General features: G+C 72.0%; 19 protein-coding genes and 1 pseudogene. 14 read left to right on the top strand and 6 right to left on the bottom strand.

The annotated features are described in order from the left end of the window. The first annotated feature begins 86 nt into the window (after positions 1-86). Both ACFYOY_RS45485 and ACFYOY_RS45480 read left to right on the top strand, forming a co-directional pair. Entirely contained in the window at positions 87-1,697 is a 1,611-nt protein-coding gene (locus ACFYOY_RS45485) for a succinic semialdehyde dehydrogenase (protein ID WP_351881430.1), read from the top strand. A 25-nt stretch (positions 1,698-1,722) separates the two neighbouring features. Continuing rightward, a complete protein-coding gene (locus tag ACFYOY_RS45480) occupies positions 1,723-3,630 on the top strand; it encodes a GMC oxidoreductase (protein ID WP_388593790.1) in 1,908 nt (635 codons plus the stop codon). A 66-nt stretch (positions 3,631-3,696) separates the two neighbouring features. Here ACFYOY_RS45480 and ACFYOY_RS45475 read toward each other — a convergent pair whose 3' ends face one another. Both ACFYOY_RS45475 and ACFYOY_RS45470 read right to left on the bottom strand, forming a co-directional pair. Further along, complete coding sequence (locus tag ACFYOY_RS45475; protein ID WP_388593787.1) at positions 3,697-4,701, bottom strand: LAETG motif-containing sortase-dependent surface protein; 1,005 nt, start codon at positions 4,699-4,701, stop codon at positions 3,697-3,699. A 767-nt stretch (positions 4,702-5,468) separates the two neighbouring features. Then, positions 5,469-5,756 carry a chorismate mutase gene (locus ACFYOY_RS45470; protein ID WP_351881424.1) on the bottom strand — a complete coding sequence of 96 codons (288 nt, stop codon included), beginning with the start codon at positions 5,754-5,756 and terminating at the stop codon, positions 5,469-5,471. 286 nt (positions 5,757-6,042) lie between these two features. Here ACFYOY_RS45470 and guaA point away from each other — a divergent pair, with 286 nt between their 5' ends. The 5 genes and pseudogenes from guaA to ACFYOY_RS45445 all read left to right on the top strand — a co-directional run bounded on the left by guaA (position 6,043) and on the right by ACFYOY_RS45445 (position 11,301). After that, positions 6,043-7,629, top strand: a complete 1,587-nt coding sequence (gene guaA, locus ACFYOY_RS45465) for a glutamine-hydrolyzing GMP synthase (RefSeq protein WP_351881421.1) — start codon at positions 6,043-6,045, stop codon at positions 7,627-7,629. Between the two features lie 139 nt (positions 7,630-7,768). Beyond that, positions 7,769-8,375, top strand: a pseudogene (locus tag ACFYOY_RS45460) (Uma2 family endonuclease). Positions 8,376-8,440: 65 nt separating this feature from the next. Then, positions 8,441-9,250 (top strand): class II aldolase/adducin family protein, encoded by an 810-nt coding sequence (locus ACFYOY_RS45455; RefSeq protein ID WP_351881418.1) that lies wholly within the window; start codon positions 8,441-8,443, stop codon positions 9,248-9,250. 105 nt (positions 9,251-9,355) lie between these two features. Beyond that, positions 9,356-10,651: a hypothetical protein gene (locus tag ACFYOY_RS45450; protein ID WP_351881416.1), complete on the top strand. Its 1,296-nt coding sequence runs from the start codon at positions 9,356-9,358 to the stop codon at positions 10,649-10,651. Positions 10,652-10,728: 77 nt separating this feature from the next. Then, positions 10,729-11,301, top strand: a complete 573-nt coding sequence (locus tag ACFYOY_RS45445; protein WP_351881413.1) for a DoxX family protein — start codon at positions 10,729-10,731, stop codon at positions 11,299-11,301. A gap of 98 nt (positions 11,302-11,399) precedes the next feature. Here ACFYOY_RS45445 and ACFYOY_RS45440 read toward each other — a convergent pair whose 3' ends face one another. Beyond that, positions 11,400-13,274, bottom strand: coding sequence for a protein kinase (locus tag ACFYOY_RS45440; RefSeq protein ID WP_351881410.1), 1,875 nt, complete (start codon positions 13,272-13,274; stop codon positions 11,400-11,402). A 124-nt stretch (positions 13,275-13,398) separates the two neighbouring features. Here ACFYOY_RS45440 and ACFYOY_RS45435 point away from each other — a divergent pair, with 124 nt between their 5' ends. The 4 genes from ACFYOY_RS45435 to ACFYOY_RS45420 all read left to right on the top strand — a co-directional run bounded on the left by ACFYOY_RS45435 (position 13,399) and on the right by ACFYOY_RS45420 (position 17,885). Beyond that, entirely contained in the window at positions 13,399-14,715 is a 1,317-nt protein-coding gene (locus ACFYOY_RS45435) for a PspC domain-containing protein (protein WP_388593782.1), read from the top strand. Then, positions 14,712-15,008 carry a hypothetical protein gene (locus tag ACFYOY_RS45430; RefSeq protein ID WP_351881404.1) on the top strand — a complete coding sequence of 99 codons (297 nt, stop codon included), beginning with the start codon at positions 14,712-14,714 and terminating at the stop codon, positions 15,006-15,008. Before ACFYOY_RS45435 ends, ACFYOY_RS45430 begins: the two co-directional genes overlap by 4 nt. Before the next feature lie 259 nt (positions 15,009-15,267). Beyond that, positions 15,268-16,545, top strand: a complete 1,278-nt coding sequence (locus ACFYOY_RS45425) for a PspC domain-containing protein (protein WP_351881401.1) — start codon at positions 15,268-15,270, stop codon at positions 16,543-16,545. 575 nt (positions 16,546-17,120) lie between these two features. Further along, positions 17,121-17,885 (top strand): LuxR C-terminal-related transcriptional regulator, encoded by a 765-nt coding sequence (locus tag ACFYOY_RS45420; protein ID WP_388593811.1) that lies wholly within the window; start codon positions 17,121-17,123, stop codon positions 17,883-17,885. A gap of 45 nt (positions 17,886-17,930) precedes the next feature. On the opposite strand, the gene ACFYOY_RS45415 is transcribed toward ACFYOY_RS45420, so the two are convergent. Continuing rightward, on the bottom strand, positions 17,931-18,782 hold the full coding sequence (locus ACFYOY_RS45415) for a helix-turn-helix transcriptional regulator (protein ID WP_351881395.1): 852 nt from the start codon (positions 18,780-18,782) through the stop codon (positions 17,931-17,933). 86 nt (positions 18,783-18,868) lie between these two features. On the opposite strand from ACFYOY_RS45415, the gene ACFYOY_RS45410 reads away from it, so the two are divergent. Continuing rightward, positions 18,869-19,678: an SDR family NAD(P)-dependent oxidoreductase gene (locus ACFYOY_RS45410; RefSeq protein ID WP_351881393.1), complete on the top strand. Its 810-nt coding sequence runs from the start codon at positions 18,869-18,871 to the stop codon at positions 19,676-19,678. 58 nt (positions 19,679-19,736) lie between these two features. Here ACFYOY_RS45410 and ACFYOY_RS45405 read toward each other — a convergent pair whose 3' ends face one another. Continuing rightward, positions 19,737-20,723 carry an SDR family NAD(P)-dependent oxidoreductase gene (locus ACFYOY_RS45405; RefSeq protein ID WP_351881390.1) on the bottom strand — a complete coding sequence of 329 codons (987 nt, stop codon included), beginning with the start codon at positions 20,721-20,723 and terminating at the stop codon, positions 19,737-19,739. 264 nt (positions 20,724-20,987) lie between these two features. After that, a complete protein-coding gene (locus ACFYOY_RS45400) occupies positions 20,988-22,016 on the bottom strand; it encodes a C40 family peptidase (protein WP_351881387.1) in 1,029 nt (342 codons plus the stop codon). A gap of 334 nt (positions 22,017-22,350) precedes the next feature. Here ACFYOY_RS45400 and ACFYOY_RS45395 point away from each other — a divergent pair, with 334 nt between their 5' ends. Then, complete coding sequence (locus ACFYOY_RS45395) at positions 22,351-22,704, top strand: hypothetical protein (protein WP_351881384.1); 354 nt, start codon at positions 22,351-22,353, stop codon at positions 22,702-22,704. A 121-nt stretch (positions 22,705-22,825) separates the two neighbouring features. After that, positions 22,826-23,620 carry a L,D-transpeptidase gene (locus ACFYOY_RS45390; RefSeq protein ID WP_388593777.1) on the top strand — a complete coding sequence of 265 codons (795 nt, stop codon included), beginning with the start codon at positions 22,826-22,828 and terminating at the stop codon, positions 23,618-23,620. Positions 23,621-23,776: the final 156 nt, after the last annotated feature.

The following is a 23,776-nucleotide window of genomic DNA, read 5'->3' as shown; positions in this document are numbered from 1 at the left end:
AGTTGGGCGGGTCCGCCGGGGGCCGCCGGACGAAAGTTGTTACCGCCGGGTACCCAAAGCCGCCGGGCGGGCCTACTCTCGCCCCCATGACGGACTCGCACATAACGCAGGGCGGCACCGGAAACCCGGTCGCCCCCGAAGGCACCCGCACCGCCGCCGACGTCGTCACCCCCGAGCTGATCACCCGGCTCACCCGGGGCGTCGCCGGCAGCGGTACCACCGTCAGCCACACCCCGTTCACGGGGGACGTCCTCGCCTCCGCCCTGCCCGAGTCCACCCCCGAGGACGTCGCCACCGCGTATGAGAACGCCCGTGCCGCCCAGCGGGCCTGGGCCGCGACCCCGGTCCGCCGGCGCGCCGCCGTCCTCCTCCGCTTCCACGATCTGCTGCTGCGCCGCCAGCCGGAGATCCTGGACCTGATCCAGCTGGAGACCGGCAAGACCCGGCTGCACGCCCAGGAGGAGGTCCAGGGCGTCGCCATCGTGGCCCGCCATTACGGCCGTAAGGCGCCCGCCTATCTGCGCCCCAAGGGGCATCTGGGCGCGGTGCCCACCCTCACCAAGGTCACCGAACTGCGCCAGCCGCGCGGGGTCGTCGGCCTCATAGCGCCCTGGAACTACCCCCTCCAGCTCTCAGTGGGCGATGCGATACCCGCCTTCGTGGCGGGCAACGCCGTGGTGATGAAGCCCGACACCGAGACCGCGCTGTCCGCCCTGTGGGCGCGCGAGCTGATGGTGGAGGCCGGACTGCCGGCCGGGGTGTGGCAGGTCGTGATCGGGGACGGCCCGGTGGTCGGCCCCGCCGTGGTCGAGCACGCCGACTACGTCGCGTTCACCGGCTCCACCCGCACCGGCCGCGAGGTGGCCCAGGCCGCCGCCGCCCGCCTGGTGGGCTGCTCCCTCGAACTCGGTGGTAAGAACGCCATGCTGGTGCTGCGCGACGCCGACCTCGCCCGCGCGGTCGACGGCGCGGTGCGCGGCAGCTTCGCCTCCGCCGGGCAGCTGTGCATCTCCATGGAACGGCTGTACGTCCACGAGTCGATCGCGGACGCCTTCCTGGAGCGCTTCGTCGCCCGTACGAAGGCCATGCGGCTCGGCACCGCCCTCGCGTACGGGGCGGAGATGGGCTCGCTCGTCTCGGAGCGCCAACTGGAGACCGTCACCCGCCATGTGGACGAGGCCGTCTCCAAGGGCGCCACGGTGCTCGCCGGCGGCCGCGCCCGCCCGGACATCGGCCCGTACTTCTACGAGCCGACGATCCTGGACGGTGTGGAGTCCCCGATGGCCGTCTGCGCCGAGGAGACCTTCGGCCCGGTCGTCTCCGTCTACCGTTTCCGCGACGAGGGCGAGGCGATCGAGCGCGCCAACGCCACTTCCTACGGCCTGAACGCCAGTGTCTGGACCAAGGACGCCCGGCGGGGACGCGCGATCGCCACCCGGCTGCGCGCGGGCACGGTCAACCTCAACGAGAGCTATGCCGCCGCCTTCGGCAGCGTTGCCTCCCCGATGGGCGGCATGGGCGACTCCGGGCTCGGCCGCCGCCACGGCTCCGAGGGCATCCTCCGGTTCACCGAGCCGCAGACGGTCGCCCAGCAGCGGCTGATGCCGCTCGGCCCGGCCTTCGGGATGACGGACGAGAAATACGCGGACTTCATGACCCGCAGCCTGCGCGCGCTCAAGGCACTGCGCCTGCGCTGACCAGCACATTCCAATGGAGGTACCAGTGGCAGGGGAGAAGTCTGCCCAAAACCGGCAGCAAGAGCCCGGGCACGACGAGGACTTCGACGCCGTCGACGCGGTCGGCGCGCTCGATGACCGCGACGAACGCGGCGGTAACGATGACAGCGACGACGGCGACTTCGACTACGACGTGATCGTGATCGGCTCGGGATTCGGCGGGTCGGTATCGGCCCTGCGCCTGACCGAGAAGGGCTATCGGGTCGGCGTCCTGGAGGCGGGCCGTCGCTTCACCCCCGAAACCCTGCCCAAAAGTTCCTGGGACCTCCGCAACTACCTCTGGGCCCCGTCGCTCGGCTGCTTCGGCATCCAGCGCATCCATGTCCTCGGCAAGGTCATGGTGCTGGCGGGCGCCGGGGTCGGGGGCGGCTCGCTCAACTACGCCAACACGCTCTACGTACCGCCCGAGCCGTTCTTCCGGGACCGCCAGTGGGGGCACATCACCGACTGGCAGGAGGAACTGCGCCCTTACTACGACCAGGCGCGGCGGATGCTCGGAGCGCGCCTCAACCGAACCCTCACCCCCTCCGATGTCCACCTCAAGGCGGCCGCCGAGAAGATGGGCGTGGGGGACACCTTCCATATGGCGCCCGTGGGGGTCTTCTTCGGGGACGGCCACGACGCCGACGGCGCCGCGAGGGCCGAGCCGGGCCAGGCTGTGCCCGACCCGTACTTCGGCGGCTCAGGCCCCACCCGTAAGGCGTGCACGGAGTGCGGTGAGTGCATGACCGGCTGCCGCCACGGCGCCAAGAACACCCTCAACGAGAACTATCTCCACCTCGCCGAACGGGCCGGCGCCGTCGTCCACCCGATGACGACCGTCGTCGCCCTCTGCGACGATCCGCACGGCGGCTATACGGTCACCACCGTCCCGACCGACAACCGCCGTAAGGGCAAGCCGAAGGCGCTGCGCTCCCGGTACGTCGTCCTCGCCGCCGGTACGTACGGCACCCAGACGCTGCTGCACACGATGCGGGACAAGGGGCTGTTGCCGCGCCTCTCGGAGCGGCTCGGCATCCTCACCCGCACCAACTCCGAGGCCCTGGTGGGCGCGCAGACCACCGACCGCCGCTACCGCCGGGCCCGGGGCGGGGAGGAACGGGCGGACTTCACCCGGGGTGTCGCGATCACCTCGTCCATCCACCCCGACGAGAACACCCATATCGAGCCGGTCCGCTACGGCAAGGGTTCCAACGCGATGGGGATGCTCTCCATCCTGCAGATCCCGCACGGCGGCCGTCTTCCGCGCTGGCTGCGGTTCCTGGGCGCCAACCTCCGGCATCCCAGCCTGGCCGTGCGCTCGCTGTCCAACCGCCGCTGGTCCGAGCGCACCATCATCGGCCTGGTCATGCAGACGCACGACAACTCGCTGACCACCTACCGCAAGCCGAAGGGGCCGGGGAAGGGGCTGCTCACCGCCCGCCAGGGCCATGGCGAGCCCAACCCGGACCACATCCCCGAAGGCGCCGAGGCCGCCCGCCATATCGCCGACTCGATCAACGGCTTCGCGGGCAGCAACGTGGGCGAGCTCATGGGCACTCCGCTGACCGCCCACTTCCTCGGCGGCTGTCCGATCGGGGCGTCCCCGGAGGAGGGCGTCATCGACCCGTACCACCGGCTCTACGGCCATCCGGGCATCCATGTGGTCGACGGCGCCGCCGTCTCGGCCAACCTGGGCGTCAACCCGTCCCTGACCATCACGGCCCAGGCCGAGCGGGCGATGTCCCTGTGGCCCAACAAGGGCGAGCCCGACCCCCGCCCGGCCCCGGAGGCGCCGTACGAGCGCCTCCAGCCCGTCCCGCCGGGCAGCCCCGCCGTACCGGCGGACGCCTTCGGCGCCCTGAGGCTCCCGCTGCTGCCGGTGCCGAAGGTCCCGCCGGGCCCCTCGGTCTGACGGAGGGGGCGGGACGGGCCGGTGACCAGCCCGCCCCGCCCTCAAGAACCGTCAGGCCCAGGACCGTCAGACGGTGGCGCGACGGCGGCGGACCACGAAGACCGCGCCTCCGCCCGCGGCCATCGCCACACCGCCGATCAGGGCGATCATCGGCAGCGCCGAGGAGGAACCCGTTTCGGCCAGGCTGCCCTGCGGGCTGATCTCCGTGTTGCCTTCCGGCTTCTGCGGCAGCGGCTTCTTCCCGCCCTGCGGCTTCGGGTCGGCCGGCGGCACCTCGCCGGGCTCCGAACCCGCCTTCAGCACGTCGAACTCGTAGTACTCACCGGTCGAGTAGACGCAGTTGCCCTCGTCGTCCGCGTACACGCCGACGCTGATGGCATAGCCGAAGCCCTCGGGCGCGCTCTTGGCGACGCTCAGCCGGAGGTCGACCTTGAGGGTCTCGTGCGGACGCACATCGGTGTAGCCGATGTAGCCGGAGCCCGCGTCGTTCTCGTCGGTGGAGATCGCCTTCCAGGCGCCGGTCTCGGGGTCCTTGTACTGCAGGGTCAGGTACTTGCCCGTCCCGTCCGGGGCGGACTCGTGCACCGTGCCCGCGAAGAGCCCGAAGTCGACCCGCTGGTAGCTGCGGTCCGAGTCGTTCTTCACCTGGAACGTGAAGCCGTGGAAGCCGCTGCCCGCCACGACCTTCGACGGCAGGCCTACCAGGGTCGTGCTGAGCTCCGGGTCCTCGTTGTAGTCCCCGTCGTCCGCGCACTCGCCGTCGCCCGGTTCCTCGGTCGATGTCGGGGTCGGGGTGGCGGTCTCGGTCGGGGTGGACGAGGGAGTGTCGCCGGGGGTCGGAGCCTGGGTGGCGCTCGTGGACGGCGACGGGGTGGTCGGCGTGGGATCGGCGGTCGGAGTGGTCTCCGACGGCGACGGGTCCTGCGGAGACGGTGTGACCGTCTCGGAGGCGGACGGCGACGGGCTCTCGCTCGGCGACGTCTCCGCGAAGGCAGCGGGGGCCGCCAGGAGCGCGGCAGGGGCTATGGCGGCCGTCGCTGCGGCAGCCGCCAAGGCGCGGCGTAGCTTCATGAAGACCTCTTCTGGGTCCGTACGTATCCCCTGGGGGCGATACGCATGTGGAGGGCCGTCGCGGTGGGGCGCGGGATGGCCGTGCTTTGCACGTACATGACCAGGCCGATGGCCGAAAGGTTGCCTTCACGGTTGCTCACAGAATGGTCACAGAATCCGCCACGGGCGCTCGGCCCCGCACGTCATCACCCGTACGGCGCGTGACCGGCCCGCGCGGGGGATCGTTGTGCCCGGTGCCGCGCCAGCCAGGAGCGGCCCGGAAAATCCACGCGTGGCTCAGATCCGCCGAAGCGATGAGACGCGGCCCCTGTGGTGATTCAGGCGGCGCGTCGTGGGACCTCGCATCGGCGAGGTGACCGGTCGGCAGGGGACAGCAGCCCGGTCATCACCTCAAGGACGGCCGGTCCCGGGGACGCCCGGGGCCGACCGTATCCGGTCGAAACGGTTGCGCCCGGCGCTCCGCATCCACCACGATGCTGACAGGGAGAACGCCCCCGGTCACACCCCGACATTGGTCCGACCACGCGGGCGTACGCCGTTCAGACACCCCTGACATACGGGCCCCAGAAGCCAGCGGCGCAACCCCCCGGCGCCGCCTTCAGCACCGGCGCTGCCCTGACGCCGGTGCTGACCGCCTAGGGCCCCGGGGGCGCCCGCCCCGTTCGGGCGCCCCCGGGGCCCTTCGCTTGTCCGAGGGGCCCCTTCGCTCGGTGGGGAGGTCCTCCGCCCGGTGGGGAGGTTCTCCGCCCGGCTGAGAGGCAGCGGTGTCAGACCCGGCCCCGGCACAGCTCCAGCAGCGTCATGGCGAGTGTCGTACCGGGCTTGCCCAGCCGCTGCCGGTAGCGGTCGAGGATCTCCATCTCGCGGGAGAGCTGCACCCGCCGTCCGCCCGACGCGATCCGCGCCTCCTGGATGGCGGCCGAGACGGCCATCCGCTCCCGGACGAGATCGAGGATCTGCCCGTCGAGGGCGTCGATCCGCTCCCGCGCGCTGCCGATCACATCGGCGGTGTCCGTCGTCTCCGTGCTCTCCGTCGCCGTACTGCTGCCGCTCATGTCCGTATCTCCTGGTCCGTGATCGCGGAGCCCTGGAGTCCGGCAACAGCCCGGAGGAAAGACAGAGCGCCCCGGGCCTTTGCCGGCCCGGGGCGCCTGGGAAGTCGCTGTCAGTGTTTACGCAGCACGACCATGGCAGCCGGACGGGCCGGTGCCATAGGTAAAGACGAAGGTCATGTGCGTGGACATGGCGTCGATTATGAGCCCGTTAGAATCGAAAGTCCAAACCTGCGGTCCCGCCGCAGACGGTTCCACCGCACGCCACCACCGCCGGAAGGCCGCCGAAGTGCCATCAGCGTCCCCTGCTGCCGCCCCCGACACCGTCCTGGTCGTCGACTTCGGCGCGCAGTACGCCCAGCTCATCGCCCGCAGGGTCCGTGAGGCCCGGGTCTACAGCGAGATCGTTCCGTCCACCATGCCGGTGGCCGAGATGCTCGCCAAGAACCCCAAGGCGATCATTCTCTCCGGCGGCCCCTCGTCGGTCTACGCCGAGGGCGCGCCCTCGCTCGACAGCGCGATCTTCGAGGCAGGCGTCCCGGTCTTCGGCATGTGCTACGGCTTCCAGCTGATGGCCAGGGCGCTAGGCGGCACCGTGGACAACACGGGGGCGCGGGAGTACGGCCGTACGGCGCTCACCGTCACCAAGCAGGGCTCGACGCTCTTCGCGGGCACCCCCGATGAGCAGCAGGTGTGGATGTCGCACGGCGACGCCTGCTCCCAGGCCCCCGAGGGCTTCACCGTCACCGCGTCCACCGATGTGGTCCCGGTCGCGGCCTTCGAATGCGAGGAGCGCAAGCTGTACGGCGTACAGCACCACCCCGAGGTGATGCACTCCACCCACGGCCAGCAGGTGCTGGAGCACTTCCTCTACCGCGGCGCCGGCCTGGAGCCCACCTGGACCACCACCAATGTGGTCGAGGAGTCCGTGGCCGCGATCCGCGAGCAGGTCGGCACCAAGCGCGCGATCTGCGGACTGTCCGGCGGAGTGGACTCCGCGGTGGCCGCAGCCCTGGTCCAGAAGGCCATCGGCGACCAGCTGACCTGCGTTTACGTGGACCACGGCCTGATGCGCAAGGGCGAGTCCGAGCAGGTCGAGAAGGACTTCGTGGCGGCCACCGGGGTGCAGCTGAAGGTCGTCGAGGCCGAGGAGCGGTTCCTGTCCGCGCTCGCCGGGGTGTCCGACCCCGAGGAGAAGCGGAAGATCATCGGCCGGGAGTTCATCCGGGTCTTCGAGCAGGCCCAGGCCGAGCTGGTGGCCGAGGCGGGCGCGGCAGGGGAGGACGTGGAGTTCCTGGTCCAGGGCACCCTCTACCCCGACGTCGTGGAGTCCGGCGGCGGCACCGGCACCGCCAACATCAAGTCCCACCACAATGTGGGCGGGCTGCCCGACGACATCGAGTTCCGGCTGGTCGAGCCGCTGCGCCGGCTGTTCAAGGACGAGGTGCGGATGGTCGGCCAGGAGCTCGGCCTCCCGGACGAGATCGTCCACCGCCAGCCCTTCCCGGGCCCGGGCCTGGGCATCCGCATCGTCGGCGAGGTCAACAAGGAGCGCCTGGACCTGCTGCGTGAGGCCGACGCCATCGCCCGCGAGGAGCTGACCGCCGCCGGCCTGGACCGCGACATCTGGCAGTGCCCGGTGGTCCTGCTCGCCGACGTCCGCTCGGTCGGCGTCCAGGGCGACGGCCGCACCTACGGCCACCCGATCGTGCTGCGCCCGGTCTCCTCGGAGGACGCGATGACGGCCGACTGGTCGCGGCTGCCGTACGACGTGCTGTCGCGGATCTCGACCCGCATCACGAACGAGGTCGACCAGATCAACCGAGTGGTGCTGGACATCACGAGCAAGCCGCCCGGCACCATCGAGTGGGAGTGACCGGCACGCTCCTTCCGGGTCAGATCGTCATCTGATCGTCAAACGCCGACGCCGTCGCTCATTCGTTTGATCGGCGGCGTCGCCGTTTGCGCTGGGTAGTCTGTGCGCGGAGGCGAGACTCCGTCCCATGGGAGCAATCATGAGCGCCGCACGCGAGTACGAGCTGGACGAGCAGTACGGGCAGTGCGAGTGGCCCCGCCGCCGCAGGGCGGCTGAACGGCGGACGACCTCGACCGGCTTCCGAATCTTCCTCCGCACACGGAGCTGATCGACGGGAGTCTCGTCCTCGTGAGTCCGCCGCGTTCCACGCACGGGTCATGAAACTGCTCCAGATCGCCTTGGAGAACCAGGCACCGGAGGAGTCAGAGGTCTTGCCGGAGATGAGCGTCCGGCTCGATGAGAAGAACCAGGTCGAGCCGGATGTCCTGGTGACGCAGGCTTACGAGATTCTTGACGCGCACCAGACCTGGTACGGCCCTCAGCAGATCCTTCTGGCCGTGGAGGTCGTGTCGCCGGACTCCAGGGCACGTGACCGTGAGGTCAAGCCGCGCAAGTACGCCGGTGCGGGTGTGCCGCATTTCTGGCGGGTGGAGGAGGACCGCGGCCTGCCCGTTGTCTACGTCTACGAACTCGACTGCGCTACGGAGGCTTACAAACTCACCGGCATCTGCCACGACAAGCTCCGCCTGACCGTCCCGTTCTCCATCGAGATCGACCTCACCGCGATCAATCGCCGTAGGCCCTGACTCTGGCCTCCTGCGATACCCAGAGGTAGCTTCCGCTCCAGCACCCCCGAGGAGCGGAGCTGCCGATGACGAACCAGCCGCAGACCCAGCCGCAGACCCCCACCCCGATACCGACCGATCAGCTGCGGTTCACGATGCCCCCGCAGCACACCTCCCCCCACGACGAGCGCCGTTATCGCAAGGAGCGGCTGGCGGCGGCGCTGCGCCTGTTCGGGCGGTTCGGGTACGAGGAAGGGGTCGCGGGGCACATCACCGTGCGGGACCCGGAATTCACCGACTGCTACTGGGTGAACCCTTTCGGCACGCCCTTCGGCCATATCACCGTGAGTGATCTGCTCCTCGTCAATCAGGCGGGCCAGGTGGTGGAGGGGCGCTCCCACGTCAATCAGGCGGCCTTTGTCGTTCACTCTTCCGTGCATCAGGCGCGGCCGGACGTCGTGGCCGTCGCGCATAGCCGCTCGGTGCACGGCCGCGCGCTGGCCGCGCTCGGCGAGCCGCTGGAGCCGATCACCCAGGAGGTCTGCGCGTTCTTCGAGGACCACGCGGTCTACGGGGGCACCACGGGCGTCGTCGTGGACGAGGAGGAGGCGCGCGCGATCGCCACCGCGCTCGGCGGGTACAAGGCCCTCGTCCTGCGCAATCGCGGTCTGCTGACGGTCGGGGACTCGGTCGACGCGGCCGCGTGGTGGTTCATCACGATGGAGCGGGCCGCCCAGGTGCAGCTGACCGCGAAGGCGTCGGGCAAGCCGGTGCCCATCGACTACGGCGACGCGATGCGGACGCGTGAGCAGCTGGGAAACGATCTTGTGGCCTGGATCAACTATCAACCGCTGTATCTGCAGATCACCCGCGATGAGCCGGACCTGCTGAGCTGACACCCTCCGCGGTGCGGCACAATCCCCTCTCAACAGCTGTCAGTTGGGCGGTGCCGTGCGAACCCGCGGTCCCGTACGGAACGAGTGAACGACGGAGCGACCCGCGTGGCGGTGGAGACGGCGGAGAACGCCACGACGGCAGAAGGACAGCACGCCCATGGGCATCCCCACGGCCACACGGGCTGTGAATGCCCTCAGGGGGCCCGTGACGGACATCGGCGGGCCGTGGCCGCGTTCGTGGCCCTGCGGGAGCGTTTCGCGGCCGGAGAGGGCCTTCCAGCGGCCCTCGTCCACTCGGCAGGGGCGTCCCGGCAGTGGGTCTCGGACGAGCTGTCCCAGGCGGCCCGTTCGGTCGCCGACAGCGGCCGCGCCGAGACCTCGGCATGGCGGCACCGGGTATGGCGGCGCACCGTGTTCGTGGTGTGGGGCGCGGTCGGGGTGCTGCTGATCGCTCAGTTGGCCACGGCGATCGGCGCGGGCTGGTCGGTCGCGCGGACGGCCGGGCTCAGCGCCGCCGTGGTCACCGCCGCGCTGCTGACCCTCACCGCCCGGCTGCACCGCGCGGACGGCGGCCCGCTCGCCCCGCTCGTCGGCGAGGACAACCGCCTCTCCACCTCCCGCGCCGTCGCCGCCGCCTGGCTGCTGATCGCGGTCTTCGCGGTGCTGGTGCTCGGCGTCGAGCTGGCCGTGGCCCCCGGCGACCGGCAGCGGCTGACCGACGGACTGGCCCTCGACCATGCCGCCGGGCTCCTTACGGTCGCCGCGTTGACGTGTGTGACCGCGGTACTGGCACGGCTCTTCGTGGCGGCACGGGTGCGGGCGCAGCGGCTGCAGAAGGTGCGGGCCGTGCGCCCGCGCGCCGCCGATCTGCTGACCGACGACGCGGGCCGCGGCAGCTTCGCCGATGTGCAGTACATCGTCGTCCACACCGCGGCCCTCGCCTACACCGCCGTCCGCCTCGGCCGCGAGCCGTGGCGGCTGCCCGATGTGCCGTGGGGCCTGGCGCTGCTGGCGGCCGTATCGGTGGTGATGTATCTGACCGGGAAGTACGCGGAGGGTGGCCGGCCGACCGTGCTGTCCGTCGTACGGGTCCGCCCCGAGGAGGGCGCCATCGACCGCGACGCCCCGATCCGCACCGGCGACGACATCGAGATCCGCGGCAGCGGCTTCGTCCCGCCGGGCGCCCAGGACCCGGACCGGCTGGCCAAGTTGGTCGTCCGCATCGGCACGGTGCACGTCCATGTGCCCCTGGTCCCGGTCGCCGGAGGCTTCAGCAGCCCGACGGACACCGCGCTCACGGTGCCGGTCCCGGTGGACGTGGAGCCGGGCCGGGTGGATGTACAGGTCGTGACGGCCTCGGGCGCGGAGACCAACCCCTATCCCATCGATGTTATGGACTGAGTCGTTCCGGCCTGCCGCTCCGTATGGTTTTGTCGAACGCGCAACGAAATAGCGGCGCGACGGGAGAGGCGGGCGGCATGAGACACGCGGATCGTATGGCCGGTTCGGGTACGGCGGGCAGCGGCGGCAGCGTGCACGGCGTGAGCGGCATAGGCGGGCAGCAGCCCGTGGGAGTCCGGGCCACGGCCGCCCGTTACGCGCTGCTGCCACTGCGGATCTTCCTCGGCGTCACCTTCGTCTACGCCGGGATCGACAAACTCACCGACTCGGCCTTCCTGTCCGACTCGGGCACCGGCTCGATCGGCGAGCTGATGCGTCAGGTGCGGGACAGCTCGGCCCTGCCGTGGATGGTCGACCAGGCCCTCAAGGACCCCACCGCGTTCGGCTACGCCATGGCCTATGGCGAACTGGCCGTCGGCCTCGGCATCCTGGTGGGCCTCCTCTCCCGCCTGGCCGCCTTCGGCGGCGCGCTGATCTCGCTGAGCCTGTGGCTCACGGTCAGCTGGCAGTCGGACCCCTACTACTACGGCAACGACCTGGCCTATCTGATGGCGTGGCTGCCGCTGGTGCTGGCGGGGGCGCCGTATCTCTCCCTGGACGTCGCCATCTCCAGGCGCCGTCGCCGGCAGGGCTCGCAGCTCTTCACGTAGGTCGTGACGCTTCACGTGGGTCGTGACGCTTTGCGCAGGACCTGTAGGGCGGGTGGCTCTTCGCGCAGGGCGTGGCCGGGGCCCCGGGTCCCGGCCCGTCAGCTGAGGATGCGGAAGCCGTCCCGGACCTCGTCGAAGATCGGCCGGGTGGTGCCCCAGTCCGCGTCCGGGCCGCTCAGGTAGATCGCGTACTCCTTCTCGCCCTCCTTGCCGAAGCCGAGGTCGATCGCGCGGTACATCCGGACCTCGCCGCGGAACTTGAACTCCCAGATCGCGGCGGGCAAGCCCTGGTACTTCGTCTCCTGCAGCCGCAACCGCTCGTAGATCGGGTATGCCTTCTTGTCCTTGAACCCGACCTCGAGGTCCTCGAAGTGCTGGACCTGGTCACCGGAGGCGAAGTCCAGGACGTTGATCCGCAGACCGACCAGCCCGTTGGGGTCGAGGTAGCGGACCTCCTGGGTGCGGTCGACCGTATTGCCGTCGGGGTCGGACTTCTCCTGACGGGACCAGCCGTCGGGGATGGGCAGGGAGAAGCCGAACTTCCTCTCGGTGACGATGTGGTAGCCGGACGGCGGGGTGTACGGCTTGTTCGCGACGGACGACGGCGTGTCCGTGGCGGAGGACTGACCTCCGCCGTTCTTCTGGCCGTTGTCGTGGTCGAAGCCGAACAGATAGACGCCGCCCGCCACGGTCACGACCGCGAGGGAGGCCGCCACGGCCGTCCGTACCGCCTTGCGGCTCTTGCGCGCCGGGGCGGGAGCGGGCGGGGGCACCGGTGTCGGTGTCGTCATGGACGGCGTCGACGCGGTGAACGGCGTGGACGTGGGCGGGGTGTGCTGCTGGCCGGGGATGTTCCCGGTGCCCGAGCTGTGTTGCGGGCTCGGCGTGTTCCCGGTGCCCGGCGGGGTCTGGTGCGCAAGCCGTGGGTCCGAGGGGTGCGGAGTGCTCGGTGTGTGTGGACCGTTCGGCGCGCTCGGCGTGTGCGGCGTGCTCGGTGTGTGGGCCGTGTGTGAATACGGGGTCGATGTCGTGGGCGGGTTCGGCGAGGCGTGGGATGTGGTGCTCGTGGTCCCGCCCGTGGCCGCGCCGGGCTCCCGTCGCGTCGACAGATTCATGGTCGCGTCGAGCGGCGGCGTCGACAGCGATGTCGTCTCCGCCTCCGCCGCCGGCATCCGCAGCGCCTGTTCGGTTTCCTCCGCCGAGGGCCGCAGCTCCGGCTCCTTCGCCAGCAGGCGCTCGATCAGCGGACCCAGCGCCCCCGCCTGTTTGGGCGGGTCCAGCGGATCGACGGCGATCGCGTAACCCGTCTCGATCGCCGTGGCCTTGCGGAACGGCGGACGCCCCTCGACCGCCTGGTAGAGCGTCGCCCCCAGCGCCCAGAGGTCCGACGCGGGGCCGGGCTTGCGGCCCCTGACCCGCTCGGGCGCGATGTAGTCGATGGAGCCGACGACCTCGCCGGTCTTGGTCAGCGTCGAGGTGCCGGTGGCCATCGCGATGCCGAAGTCCGTGAGCACGACCCGGCCTTCGGGGCCGAGCAGCACATTGCCGGGCTTGACGTCCCGGTGCAGCACCCCGGCCGCGTGCGCGGCGCGCAGGGCGGCGACCATGCCGCGGCCGATGCGGGCGGCCTCGTCGGGGGCGACCCGTCCACCGTTCTTCAGCAGGTCGGCGAGGGTCGTGGAGGGCACGTACTCCATGACGATGCACGGCAGTCCGTAGTGGTCCACCACGTCATGGACCACGACCACATTGGGGTGGGTGATGCGGGCCGCGCTGCGCGCCTCGCGGCGAGTGCGTTCATGCAGCGTCGTCAGCTCGTCCTCGGCGAGGTGTGGAGAGACATAGAGCTGCTTGACCGCCACCTGGCGGCCCAGCAGTTCGTCCTCCGCGCGCCACACCGTGCCCATGCCGCCACGGCCGATCTTCTCGACCAGGCGGTAACGTCCGGCTATCAGGTGGCCTTCGTCCGACACCGCTGTCCCCTCCCGCACACGTTCGATGCGACACGATAGCCGTCGTGACCCTTGGGGAGATCTCAGGGAAGACCTAGGGGCATGCCGGATGTCGCGGATACGGCCCTGTTGTCACCATGGAGGCATGACCGAAGCACCCACCGTGGCGGACGAGGCCGAGGCCGCGTCCGGTTCCCGCCTGTCACAGACGCCACTGCGGCGCAGTCGTGACCATAAGGTGATCTCGGGGGTGTGCGGAGGGCTCGGCCGCTACTGCGATCTGGACCCGGTGATCTTCCGGGTGGTGCTCTCGGTGCTGGGCGTCGCGGGCGGCCTCGGCCTGATCGTGTACGGCTTCTGCTGGCTGCTGATCCCGTTCCACGGCGAGGACGAGAACGAGGGGCGCAGGCTGCTCTCGGGGCGGGTCGAGGGCCCGGGACTGACGGCGGTGCTGGTGGCGCTGGTGGGCTGTGGGCTGTTCCTGTCGATGCTCAACAACGGCGGCGTCATGTACTTCTCGTTCATGCTCGCCCTCGCGGCGGCCGGTGCGGGCTACTGGTCGCACCACCGCCGCCAGGCGGTGAGCGTGGGCGCGGTGGACCCGGCCACGGCCCAGGCGGTCGCCGACGCGCCGCCCGAGACCAAGGCCCCGCCCACGCGCGGCGGCCCCGCCCCGTCCTGGTGGCGCGACCCGATCGTCAAGGACGGCACGACCGGGCCGCTCGGCTTCGCCTCGGGGTCCGGCGCCGGGTCGCGGACCGGCTATCTGTGGGGGCCGGACGACGGCCCGTACGACAAGGCGGAGGCGAAGGCGGAGCGGGCCCGCCGGGTGCGGGACCGGGCGTCGATCGGCGGCTGGGCCTTCCTGGTGGCGGTCGCCGCCGCCGTGGTGGGGGCGCGGGCGGGATGGTCCTCCCAGTCGCTGGGCACCAGCCTCGAGATCGGGTTCGCCTGCGCGCTGGGCGTGTTCGGGCTGGCCCTCGTCATCAGCTCCCGCTGGGGCCGCGCCGGTGGCGGCACGGTGTTCCTCGCGCTCTTTACGAGCGCACTGCTGGCGGGCGCGGCGGCCCTTCCCGATTCCGTCACCCCCGACTGGGCCCGCCGGACCTGGGCCCCGACCTCCGTGGACTCCCTGCGCGGCGGCTATGAGCTGGGCGGCGGCGTCGCCGAGTTGAAGCTGGACCGCCTGCCCCTGGAAGCGGGCAGCGCCGTCTCCAGCCGGGTGGAGATGGGCGCCGGCAAGCTGGCCGTGACGGTCCCGCGCGACGCCCGGGTGAAGCTGGACATCGACGTCGGGATCGGCGACATCTGGCTTCCGGGCGAGAAGACCAACAACGTCGACATCGGGCCGGGCCGGGAGCGCAAGCTCACCCTGGGCCCGGCGGGCGGCGGCAAGGCCGAGGGGACGGTCTCGCTGAAGCTGGAGCTGGGGCTGGGCACCGTGGAGGTGAAGCGATCATGAGGCGCCATTCATTCGGCCATTCATTCGGCCATTCATTCGATCACTCGGCCCCCGACCGGACCCGCCATGCGTTCGAGCCGGGCAAGCTGGTGGCCGGTCTGGTGATCCTGGGCGTGGCCGCCGCGTACGGGATGGACGCGGCCGGAGAGTGGGACGTCCGCCCGGAGATCGCCCTCCCGGCGCTCCTGGGCGGCCTGTGTGTGGCGGCCCTGACCTCGGCCCTCACCTACGCCCTCCGCCGCCGGTCGCGGCGTGCGACCCCTGAGGAGGGCGTAGCCGAGGGCCAGGACTGAGGGCCAGGGCCGAGGGCCAGGGTCGAGGTCGAGGGCTGAGGGCCGAGGGCGCCTGCGGGACGCCGGCCGGGCGCGTGTGTGGATGCGTGTGGATATGTGTGGGTGTATGGGGCATGTGTGGATGTCTTGAGAGGGGCCGCGGGGCGGGACCCCGGGCGCCGGGGCCGGGAACCCGGGGAGGGACTCCGGGCGCCGGGTCCGGGAACGATCAGGGGCGACCCTGATGCCCACTATCGGCCGGGCGTGTGACGATCGAGCCATGACCGCCGCCGTGCCCCCTACGACCCCCGAGCCACCCCCGCGCAAGCTCTACCGCAGTGCCGAAGGCCGCCTCCTCGGCGGTGTGGCGCGAGGGCTCGCGGGGCATCTCGGGCTTCCGGTCCTGTGGGTGCGGATCGTCTTCGTCGCGTTGTTCATGGCGGAGGGGTTCGGCGCCCTCGTCTACGCGCTCTTCTGGTTCATCGTCCCGCTGGGCGTCGGCGGTGTGGAGACGATGACCACCCGCCCGCTCACCACCGTGGGCCCCGACGGCCGCCGCCGGATCCTGGCCCGCAGGCCGGAGCGGGGCCAGATCATCGCGCTGGTCGCCCTCTGCGTCGGCATGGGCATCTTCATCCAGGGCTTCCATCTCGGCCGTGCCAACACCTACATCTGGCCGCTCCTCCTCATCGGCGCGGGTGTCGCCCTCTTCTGGCGCCAGGCGGACAACGCGCGCCGCGCCCAGTGGGTCGAGCTCAGCCGCAGCAAGCGGGTCCTGCCCCTCGCTCGTGGCGCCACGGGGGTCGTGCTGGTGGCGGCCGGGGTGTCCGGGATCGTCGTCCTGCAGGGTTCGGCCAAACACCTGGGGGCCGTGCTGCAGGCGGCCCTGGCCGTTCTCGTCGGCATCGCGCTGCTGGTGGGCCCGTATGTGGTGCGGATGACGCAGGACCTCTCCGAGGAACGGCTGATGCGCATCCGCGCGCAGGAGCGGGCGGAGGTGGCGGCCCATGTCCATGACTCCGTGCTGCACACCCTCACCCTGATCCAGCGGAACGCGGAGGAGCCCCGTGAAGTGGCCCGGCTCGCCCGCGCCCAGGAGCGGGAGCTGCGCGCGTGGCTCTACCGGCCGGAGGGCACGGGCAAGGACGAGGCCGAGGAGCCGGACACCCTCGCGGAGGCGGTGAAGAAGACGGCGGCGGAGGTCGAGGACCACCACGGCGTCCCGATCGAGGTGGTGGTGGTCGGCGACTGCCCGCTGGACGAGAAACTGGGCGCACAGATACAGGCGGCGCGCGAGGCGATGGTCAACGCGGCCAAGTACGGTGGCGACGGCGGGGCCGTCCAGGTCTTCGCCGAGGTCGAGGGGGCCACGGTGTTCATCTCCGTGCGCGACCGCGGCCCCGGCTTCGACGTGGACGCGGTGCCGGAGGACCGGATGGGCGTACGCGAGTCGATCATCGGCCGGATGCAGCGGAACGGCGGCACGGCCCGGCTGAGATCAGCGCCGGACGGGGGCACGGAAGTGGAGCTGGAGATGGAGAGGGCGGCGACGATATGACCGACGCGTATGGCCTGCCGGCCGGTAGCCGAGGCGGCGAGGGGGGCCCTGCCGCGCCAGGTGGCATCCCGGCTTTCGGGGGCAGCAACCCTGCTTTCGGTGGCCCGTCGGCCTTCGGCGGCGGCCCCCCGGCCTTCGGCGGCCCGCGTTCCACGGCGGCCGAGGGGGCCTTGGGCGGCGTGCCCATGGCGGACGGTGTCCCCATGGGGGGCGGCGCTTCCGCGGCGGGCGGAGTCCCCGGGGCGGGCGGCTCTCGCGTGTCGGGTGGCGGTTCTGCGGCCGGTGGCTCTCGCGTGTCCGGTACCGCCTCTGCGGCCGGTGGTTCTCGGGCGCCGGGTGGCTCCGGCCGCGCCTCGGTGCCCGGCGGCATGGCTGCGACCGGCGGAATCCCCGCCTCCGGCGGCACGCCGGGCACGTCGGGCAGCCCGGGCACGTCGGGCGGCACGGGGGCGTCGGGCCGCACGGGCACGGCAGGGGCCACGGGAGGCACAGGTATGGCAGGTGGCGCGGGCGACCCCGGCACGGCAGGTGGCGCGGGCGGCCCCGGCACGGCAGGTGGCGCGGGCGGCCCCGGCATGGCAGGTGGCCCGGGCGCGGCCGGGCCGGGTCCGGCCGGCGGCGTTCCCGCGCCCGGTCCGGCCGGGGCCGGAGGCGCCGGGGCCGACGAGGCCGCCGTGCCGCGCCGCGTCCGCGTCGTGCTCGTCGACGACCACCGCATGTTCCGTACCGGGGTGCAGGCCGAGATCGGGGAGACGGCCCGGACCGGCGTCGAGGTGGTCGGCGAGGCCGCCGACGTCGACCAGGCCGTGACCGTGATCACCGCGACCCGCCCCGAGGTCGTGCTGCTCGACGTCCACCTCCCCGGCGGGGGCGGCGTCGAGGTGCTGCGCCGCAGCGCCTCCCTGATGGCCGACCAGGAGCGTCCGGTGCGCTTCCTCGCGCTCTCCGTCTCGGATGCCGCCGAGGACGTCATCGGGGTCATCCGCGGCGGCGCCCGCGGCTATGTGACCAAGACCATCACCGGCACCGACCTCGTCGACGCCATCTTCCGGGTCTCCGAGGGCGACGCGGTCTTCTCGCCGCGCCTGGCCGGTTTCGTCCTCGACGCCTTCGCCTCCACCGACGCCCCGCCCGTGGACGAGGACATGGACCGGCTCACCCAGCGCGAGCGTGAGGTGCTGCGCCTCATCGCGCGCGGTTACGCCTACAAGGAGATCGCCAAGCAGCTGTTCATCTCGGTGAAGACGGTCGAGAGCCATGTCTCGGCGGTGCTGCGCAAGCTCCAGCTCTCCAACCGCCATGAGCTGACCCGCTGGGCGACGGCCCGCCGCCTGGTCTGAGCCGGAAACCGGTCTGAGCTGGAAACGGGGGCGGACGGCGGCCGCTCAGCCCGGCACCTCCATGCGCTGCGTGCCGATCACCGACAGCAGCCTCAGGGCCTCCTCGGACGGTGAGCCGGGGTCGGCGGTGTAGATGACGACCCGCTGATCCCGGTCGGCGATGTCCAGCACATCGCAGTTGACGGAGACGGGTCCGACGAGCGGATGGCGGAACGTCTTGCACAGGGTGGGCCGGGCGCACACGTCGTGGGAGTCCCACAGCCGGGCGAACTCCTGGCTCCCGGCGCGCAACTCGGCCACCAGCTCGGTCAGCTCGGGGTCGCCGGGGTAGCGGGCGGCCGCGGCGCGCAGATTCTCGGCCGTGGCCCGGGCGAACTCCCCCGCGTCCGTCACCCCGTACAGCCGCCGCTCGTCCTGGTACGGCCCGAGGAACGCGCGGCGGGCCAGGTTGCGGTCACGGCGCGAGAGGGCGGAGAAGTCCTCCATCAGCGCGGCGGCCAGGTCGTTCCACGCGATCACCTCGTACATCGCGGAGACCACGATCGCCGCCGCGTTCGGCAGCCGCCGCAGCAGATCCACGATGCTCTGCCGCACCTCCCGCGGGGGCCCGGCCGCGGGGCCCGGCGGGGCGCCCGCGAGATGGTGGAGATGGGTGCGCTCGACGTCCGCCAGCCGCAGGGCCCGGGCCAGCCCGGCCAGCACCTCGCGGGACGGACGCGGGGCGCGGGCCTGCTCCAGCCGCGTGTAGTACTCGGTCGAGATGAACGCCAGCTGCGCCACCTCCTCGCGCCGCAGCCCCGGGGTGCGGCGCCGCGTCCCCGCGGGCAGCCCCACATCGGCGGGGGTGATCCGCTCGCGCCGGCTGCGCAGGAAGGCCGCCAGTTCTCGTCTGTCCACGCCCTCAGTGTGCGACGTGGCGGTGGGCCCAGCCAGGTACCGCCGGTGCCTGGCTGGGCTCCGGCGCCCGCAGCAGGCTCGTCACCATGGACAACACACCGAACACCACCTTCGACCCCTCGACCCCCACCGCGGTCGGCGGCCTGCTGGCCGGCAAGGTCGCCTTCATCACCGGCGCCGGGCGCGGCATCGGCGCCGCCGCGGCGCGCCTCTTCGCCCGGGAGGGCGCCCGGGTGCTGCTGGCGGCCCGTACGGAGGCCGAGCTCAAGACCGTCACCGAGGAGGTCCGGGCGGCCGGTGGCACCGCGGATCACGTGGTGTGCGACCTGGCCGACGCGGCGAGCGTCCGCGCCGCCGTCGACCGGGCCGTGGAGCTGTACGGCCGGCTCGACGTGGCCTTCAACAACGGCGCGACGGGCCAGCGGCCGGGCCCGATGGACCAGCTGCCGGAGGCCGACTTCGACCACGTCTACGCCGTCAACCTCCGGGGCCCCTGGCTGGCCATGAACGCCGAGATCGCGGCCATCCGCGCGACCGCCGGAACGGGCGCCATCGTCAACAACTCCAGCGTCGGCAGCCTCAGCGGCAACCCCGAACTCCCCGCGTACGGCGCCGCGAAGCGCGCGGTCAACAGCCTCACCGAGTCCGCCGCCATCACGTACGGCCCGGAAGGCATCCGCGTCAACGCCATCGCGCCCGGGGCCACGCTCACCGAGATGATCCGTGAATGGGAGGCGGAATCCCCCGGCGTCGTCGAGCGGATCACCACCCACGCCCCGCTGCGCCGCGCCGCCGACCCGGACGAGATCGCCCAGGCCGCGGCCTGGCTCCTCAGCGACCGCGCCTCGTATGTGACCGGCGTCGTCCTCCCCGTGGACGGCGGCACCAGGGCCTGAGCCCGCCGGCACCACCGGCCGGGTGCGGCAGACCAACCGGGCCGCACCCGGATGGGCCTCATCCGAGGCCGAACTCCGGCTCGACCCCCGTCAGGTCGCGACTCGCCGACCACAGGCGGGCCGCGACCTCCGCATCCGCCAGATGACCTCGGACGGGCCGGCGGCGGGGGGTGCCGCGGAGGCCGAAGATCTTCGGGGCCCACAGCTGGCCGCCGCTGACGGACGGGTCGAGGACCGCCCGTACGGCGGGCCAGGCGGCCGCCTCCTTGCCCTGGACGAGGAGGCCGGCGGGCAGGCCGCGCAGCCGTTCGCCGGTCGTGGGGGCGTGGAGGGGCGGGCGGGGCGGGGTGAGGGAGTCGAGCGCACCACCGGGGTGGGTGACCACGCTCCGCACCGTGCTGCCGGGCGTCCTCAGGCGGCGGTCGAGTTCGAAGCCGAAGAGCATCTGGGCCAGTTTCGACCGTCCGTAGGTGCGGTCCGGCCGGTAGTCCCGGGTGCTTTCGAGGTCGTCCAGGTCCAGCCGTTCGGACGTGGCCGCGAAGCTGCCCGTGGTGACGACCCGGCCCTCCGGGGCGGCCACGAGCAGCGGTGCCAGCCAGTGGGTCAGCGCGAAGTGCCCGAGGTGGTTGATCCCGAACATCGCCTCATGGCCGTCCCCGGTCTCACGGCGGTCCGGCTGGTCGAACTTCACCCCGGCGTTGTGGACGACCGCGTCCAGACGGTCCGACCGCAGCGCTTCCGCGGAGGCTTTGAGCGAGGCGAGGTCGGCGAGGTCCAGCCGGATATGACGCACCCGGGCGTCGGGGACCCGGGAGCGGATCGAGGCCACGGCGGCGTCCGCCTTGTCCGCGTCCCGGCTGCCGAGGACGACGGTGGCTCCCGTACCGGCGAGCTGCTCGGCGACGAAGTACCCGATCCCCGCGTTGCCGCCGGTCACCAGAAAGGTCTTGCCGTCGGCGCGCGGCAGCCGATGGACGTCCCATGGCGCGGTCGAGGCATCGGTCGGGGTTTTGGACGAGGTGGCGGACGAGGCGGCGGAAGGCATACGGGGCTCCTGGCGTTCGTGAGGGCGGCGGGCCGGTGACCGAATGTGGCTGACGCGGCCACATGTCAGCCTTACGGCCGCGACCGACGCCCCGCCGACAGAGCTCCGTCAAACGGTGGCACCCCGCCGACAGGCCCCCGTCAGGCGCCGCCCTCCCGCCGACAAGTCCCCGTCACTCACTGTTCCCCGCCGACAGATCGCCGCTGAGGCGAAGCCGGAACCCACCGGCCCCGGGCCGGGGGCGGCTGCGCCGGCCCGGGACGGCTATGCCGGGCGGGCCGCTCCCGCGAAGGGCATGTCGGCGACGGAGGCCACCCGGACGGGGGCGCCCGGGCGCGGGGCGTGGATGATGCGGCCGTCGCCGATGTAGAGGCCCACATGACTGACGCCGGAGTAGAAGAAGACCAGATCGCCGGGGGCCAGTTGGCCGCGCGCGACGCGTCGGCCGGAGTTGATCTGGGTGTAGGTGGTGCGGGGCAGGGCGACCCCCGCGGCGCGCCAGGCGGCCTGTGTGAGCCCCGAGCAGTCATAGCCGTGGGGGCCGGTGGCGCCCCAGACGTACGGCTTGCCGAGGGCCGCGTAGGCGTAGGAGACGGCGCGGGCGGCGCGGCCCGCGGTGGGGGAGGCGGTGCCGTCGGCACCGGCCTTGTCGCCGTCCTGGGCCGCCAGCAGGCGCTGCCGCTGCTCGAGGGTCAGCTGGTCGAGGAGGCGATCGGCGGCGGCGAGCCTTTGCTGGACGATCCGCTTGTGGTGGGCGGCCGCCGTCTGGGAGGCGCGCAGAGCGGCGAGGCGGTCGGCCGCCTCGCCGCGGACCTGGCGTAATTTCCGCTCCTGACGGCCGACGGAGGCGATCAGTGCGGCCTGGCGGTTCCCCGCGCGCTCGGCGAGCGAGGCGCGCTGAAGGTACTGGCCGGGGGAGGAGGACAGGGCGAGCTGGAGGGCCGGGGCGATCGTCCCCGAGCGGTACTGGGCGGTGGCGAAGGCGCCGAGGGCGTTGCGCGCGGCGTTGAGCCGGGTGGTGCGGCGGGCGGCCTGATCGCGCAGCGCATCCAGCGCCTCACGGGCCTTGTCGGCCGTGTCCTTCGCACCGTTGTACCGCTCGGTGGCCTCCTCGGCCTGCCGCTGGTACGCATCGACCTTCGCCTTCACCTGAGCGGGGGTGAGGCGGTTCTCGGCGTGCCCGGTGCCGTCGAGGAGGGTGGCGGACGCGGCGCCGGTGAGGGCGAGGAGCGCGGCCGCGCGGGCGGTGCTGCTGGTGAGCGAGCGCTGCTTGGGCTTCCTGTGCGACGCCACTGCGGCGGTTCACCTGGTCTTTCTTGGGTATTCCAGGACATTCCGCTGATCCTGGACCCTCGTGGGGAGCGGACGGGCAGGTGGCAGTCCGCCGTGAGGCGGGGACCCTCAGTTGACGGGAAGCGGACTGCCACCTGGAGGAGGAAGTTAGGCCGGAAACCGGGGGTCGTGCGGGGGATTGAACGGGAGTGCACGGATTTCGTCGCTCCCGTGACGGCGGCTGATCGCCCGGCGAGTGGGGTGGTCGGGAGTGTGGGGCGGCCGTGACCGAAGCGTCGATAGGGGCCCACCCGAGTGCCGGGTGATGATATGCGCGCGGTTAGTCTCCGGAGCCATGGACGTACTCATTCACGTGTTCGTCGGCCTGCACATCGTCGGCATCGGCGCGCTGCTCGGCGGCTTCTTCTCGCAGCTGAAGGCGATGGGCGCGGGCGAGGCCCGGATGACCCCGGCGATGCTGCACGGCGCGCTGACCATGCTGGTGACCGGCGCGGCGCTGGTCGGGCTCAATCAGGCCGACGACAACAGCGTCAACAACATCAAGATCGGCGTGAAGCTGGCGCTGCTGATCGTGATCCTCGGCCTGGTGTATGTGAAGCGCGACGAGGAGAAGGTAGAGTCTGCCGCCTTCGGCGCGGTGGGTGCCTTGACAACGGCAAACATTTTCATCGCCGTGCTGTGGACCTGACGAGCTGATCATCTGAGGTAATCCCGAGACAATTCCGACACCTTTTCGACACGATCCTGGGGCAACCGTTTGCACTCGCGAGCTGTCCTGGTAAAGAGCGAGGCAGTCGAGAGGAGTGGCCATGGGGGCAGTGGGGACAGTCAGAAGCAGGCATGGTGGGCGTGGCCGGCGCGCGGGCCTCGTGCTGGGGCTGGCGGGGATGACGGTGCCGCTCGCGGTCGCCGTCGCCGGCCCGGCGCAGGCTCAGGCGCGGCCGGCCCAGGCACGGCCGCTGGGCAGGTCGGCCGGATCGGTGACACCGGCGACCATGGCCGCGTCATCGTGTACGACCAGCGTGGGGCCGTACCAGAGGCAGGCCGAGCGGTTCCTGGGCCGCCCCGTGGACGGGCGGCAGTCGCGGGCGGACTGTCTCGCGATCCAGAAGTTCCAGGTCAACCACGGCATCAGCCCGACGATCGGCTACGCGGGTCCGATCACCTGGGGCGTGATGAGCCTGATCAACACCCAGAAGGCCGCCGGACACAACCCGAACGCGGCGAAGAAATGCCCGACCAACAGGGGCCGCATCGCCTGCGTCGACCTCACCCGGCAGCTGAGCTGGATCCAGGACGGCTCCCGGCTGGTCTACGGGCCGGTGCCGGTGCGGTCCGGGCGGAACGGCTTCGAGACCCGCACCGGGCTGAAGAAGATCTACTGGCGGAACATCGACCACTGGTCGACGCTCTACAAGGTCGCCATGCCCTACAGCCAGTTCTTCGACGGCGGTCAGGCGTTCCACTCGATCGCCGGGAGCGTATGGTCCCCGCCCGGCTCCCACGGCTGCGTCAACATGCGCACGGGCGAGGCCAAGAAGTACTGGAGCCTGCTGAAGAACGGCGACGACGTGTACGTCTACGGGCGCAAGCCCGGCACGTGAACGGCACATGAGCCGATGACGTGACGGTGGCGGGGGGCCGGGGCCCCCCCCCCCGCCCCCCCCCCCCCCCCGCCCGGTAGGGCCCCCCCCCCCCCCCCCCCCGGCCCCCCCGGGCCCCCCCCCCCCGGGCCGGGGGGCGCCGGGGACGGAACCACC

Source organism: Streptomyces sp. NPDC007875 (genome assembly GCF_042868035.1).
Classification (GTDB): Bacteria; Actinomycetota; Actinomycetes; order Streptomycetales; family Streptomycetaceae; genus Streptomyces; species Streptomyces antimycoticus.
This window is presented reverse-complemented; position numbering and strand designations above follow the sequence as displayed.

Bases quoted from the DNA above. Each gene is read 5' to 3' on its own strand.
- ACFYOY_RS45410 (WP_351881393.1), top strand. From the start codon at position 18,869: ATGGACAACACACCGAACACCACCTTCGACCCCTCGACCCCCACCGCG.
- ACFYOY_RS45425 (WP_351881401.1), top strand. From the start codon at position 15,268: ATGACCGCCGCCGTGCCCCCTACGACCCCCGAGCCACCCCCGCGCAAG.
- ACFYOY_RS45405 (WP_351881390.1), bottom strand. From the start codon at position 20,723: ATGCCTTCCGCCGCCTCGTCCGCCACCTCGTCCAAAACCCCGACCGAT.
- ACFYOY_RS45470 (WP_351881424.1), bottom strand. From the start codon at position 5,756: ATGAGCGGCAGCAGTACGGCGACGGAGAGCACGGAGACGACGGACACC.
- ACFYOY_RS45390 (WP_388593777.1), top strand. From the start codon at position 22,826: ATGGGGGCAGTGGGGACAGTCAGAAGCAGGCATGGTGGGCGTGGCCGG.
- ACFYOY_RS45430 (WP_351881404.1), top strand. From the start codon at position 14,712: ATGAGGCGCCATTCATTCGGCCATTCATTCGGCCATTCATTCGATCAC.
- ACFYOY_RS45455 (WP_351881418.1), top strand. From the start codon at position 8,441: ATGACGAACCAGCCGCAGACCCAGCCGCAGACCCCCACCCCGATACCG.
- ACFYOY_RS45485 (WP_351881430.1), top strand. From the start codon at position 87: ATGACGGACTCGCACATAACGCAGGGCGGCACCGGAAACCCGGTCGCC.
- ACFYOY_RS45420 (WP_388593811.1), top strand. From the start codon at position 17,121: ATGGCAGGTGGCCCGGGCGCGGCCGGGCCGGGTCCGGCCGGCGGCGTT.
- ACFYOY_RS45475 (WP_388593787.1), bottom strand. From the start codon at position 4,701: ATGAAGCTACGCCGCGCCTTGGCGGCTGCCGCAGCGACGGCCGCCATA.
- ACFYOY_RS45435 (WP_388593782.1), top strand. From the start codon at position 13,399: ATGACCGAAGCACCCACCGTGGCGGACGAGGCCGAGGCCGCGTCCGGT.
- ACFYOY_RS45395 (WP_351881384.1), top strand. From the start codon at position 22,351: ATGGACGTACTCATTCACGTGTTCGTCGGCCTGCACATCGTCGGCATC.
- ACFYOY_RS45445 (WP_351881413.1), top strand. From the start codon at position 10,729: ATGAGACACGCGGATCGTATGGCCGGTTCGGGTACGGCGGGCAGCGGC.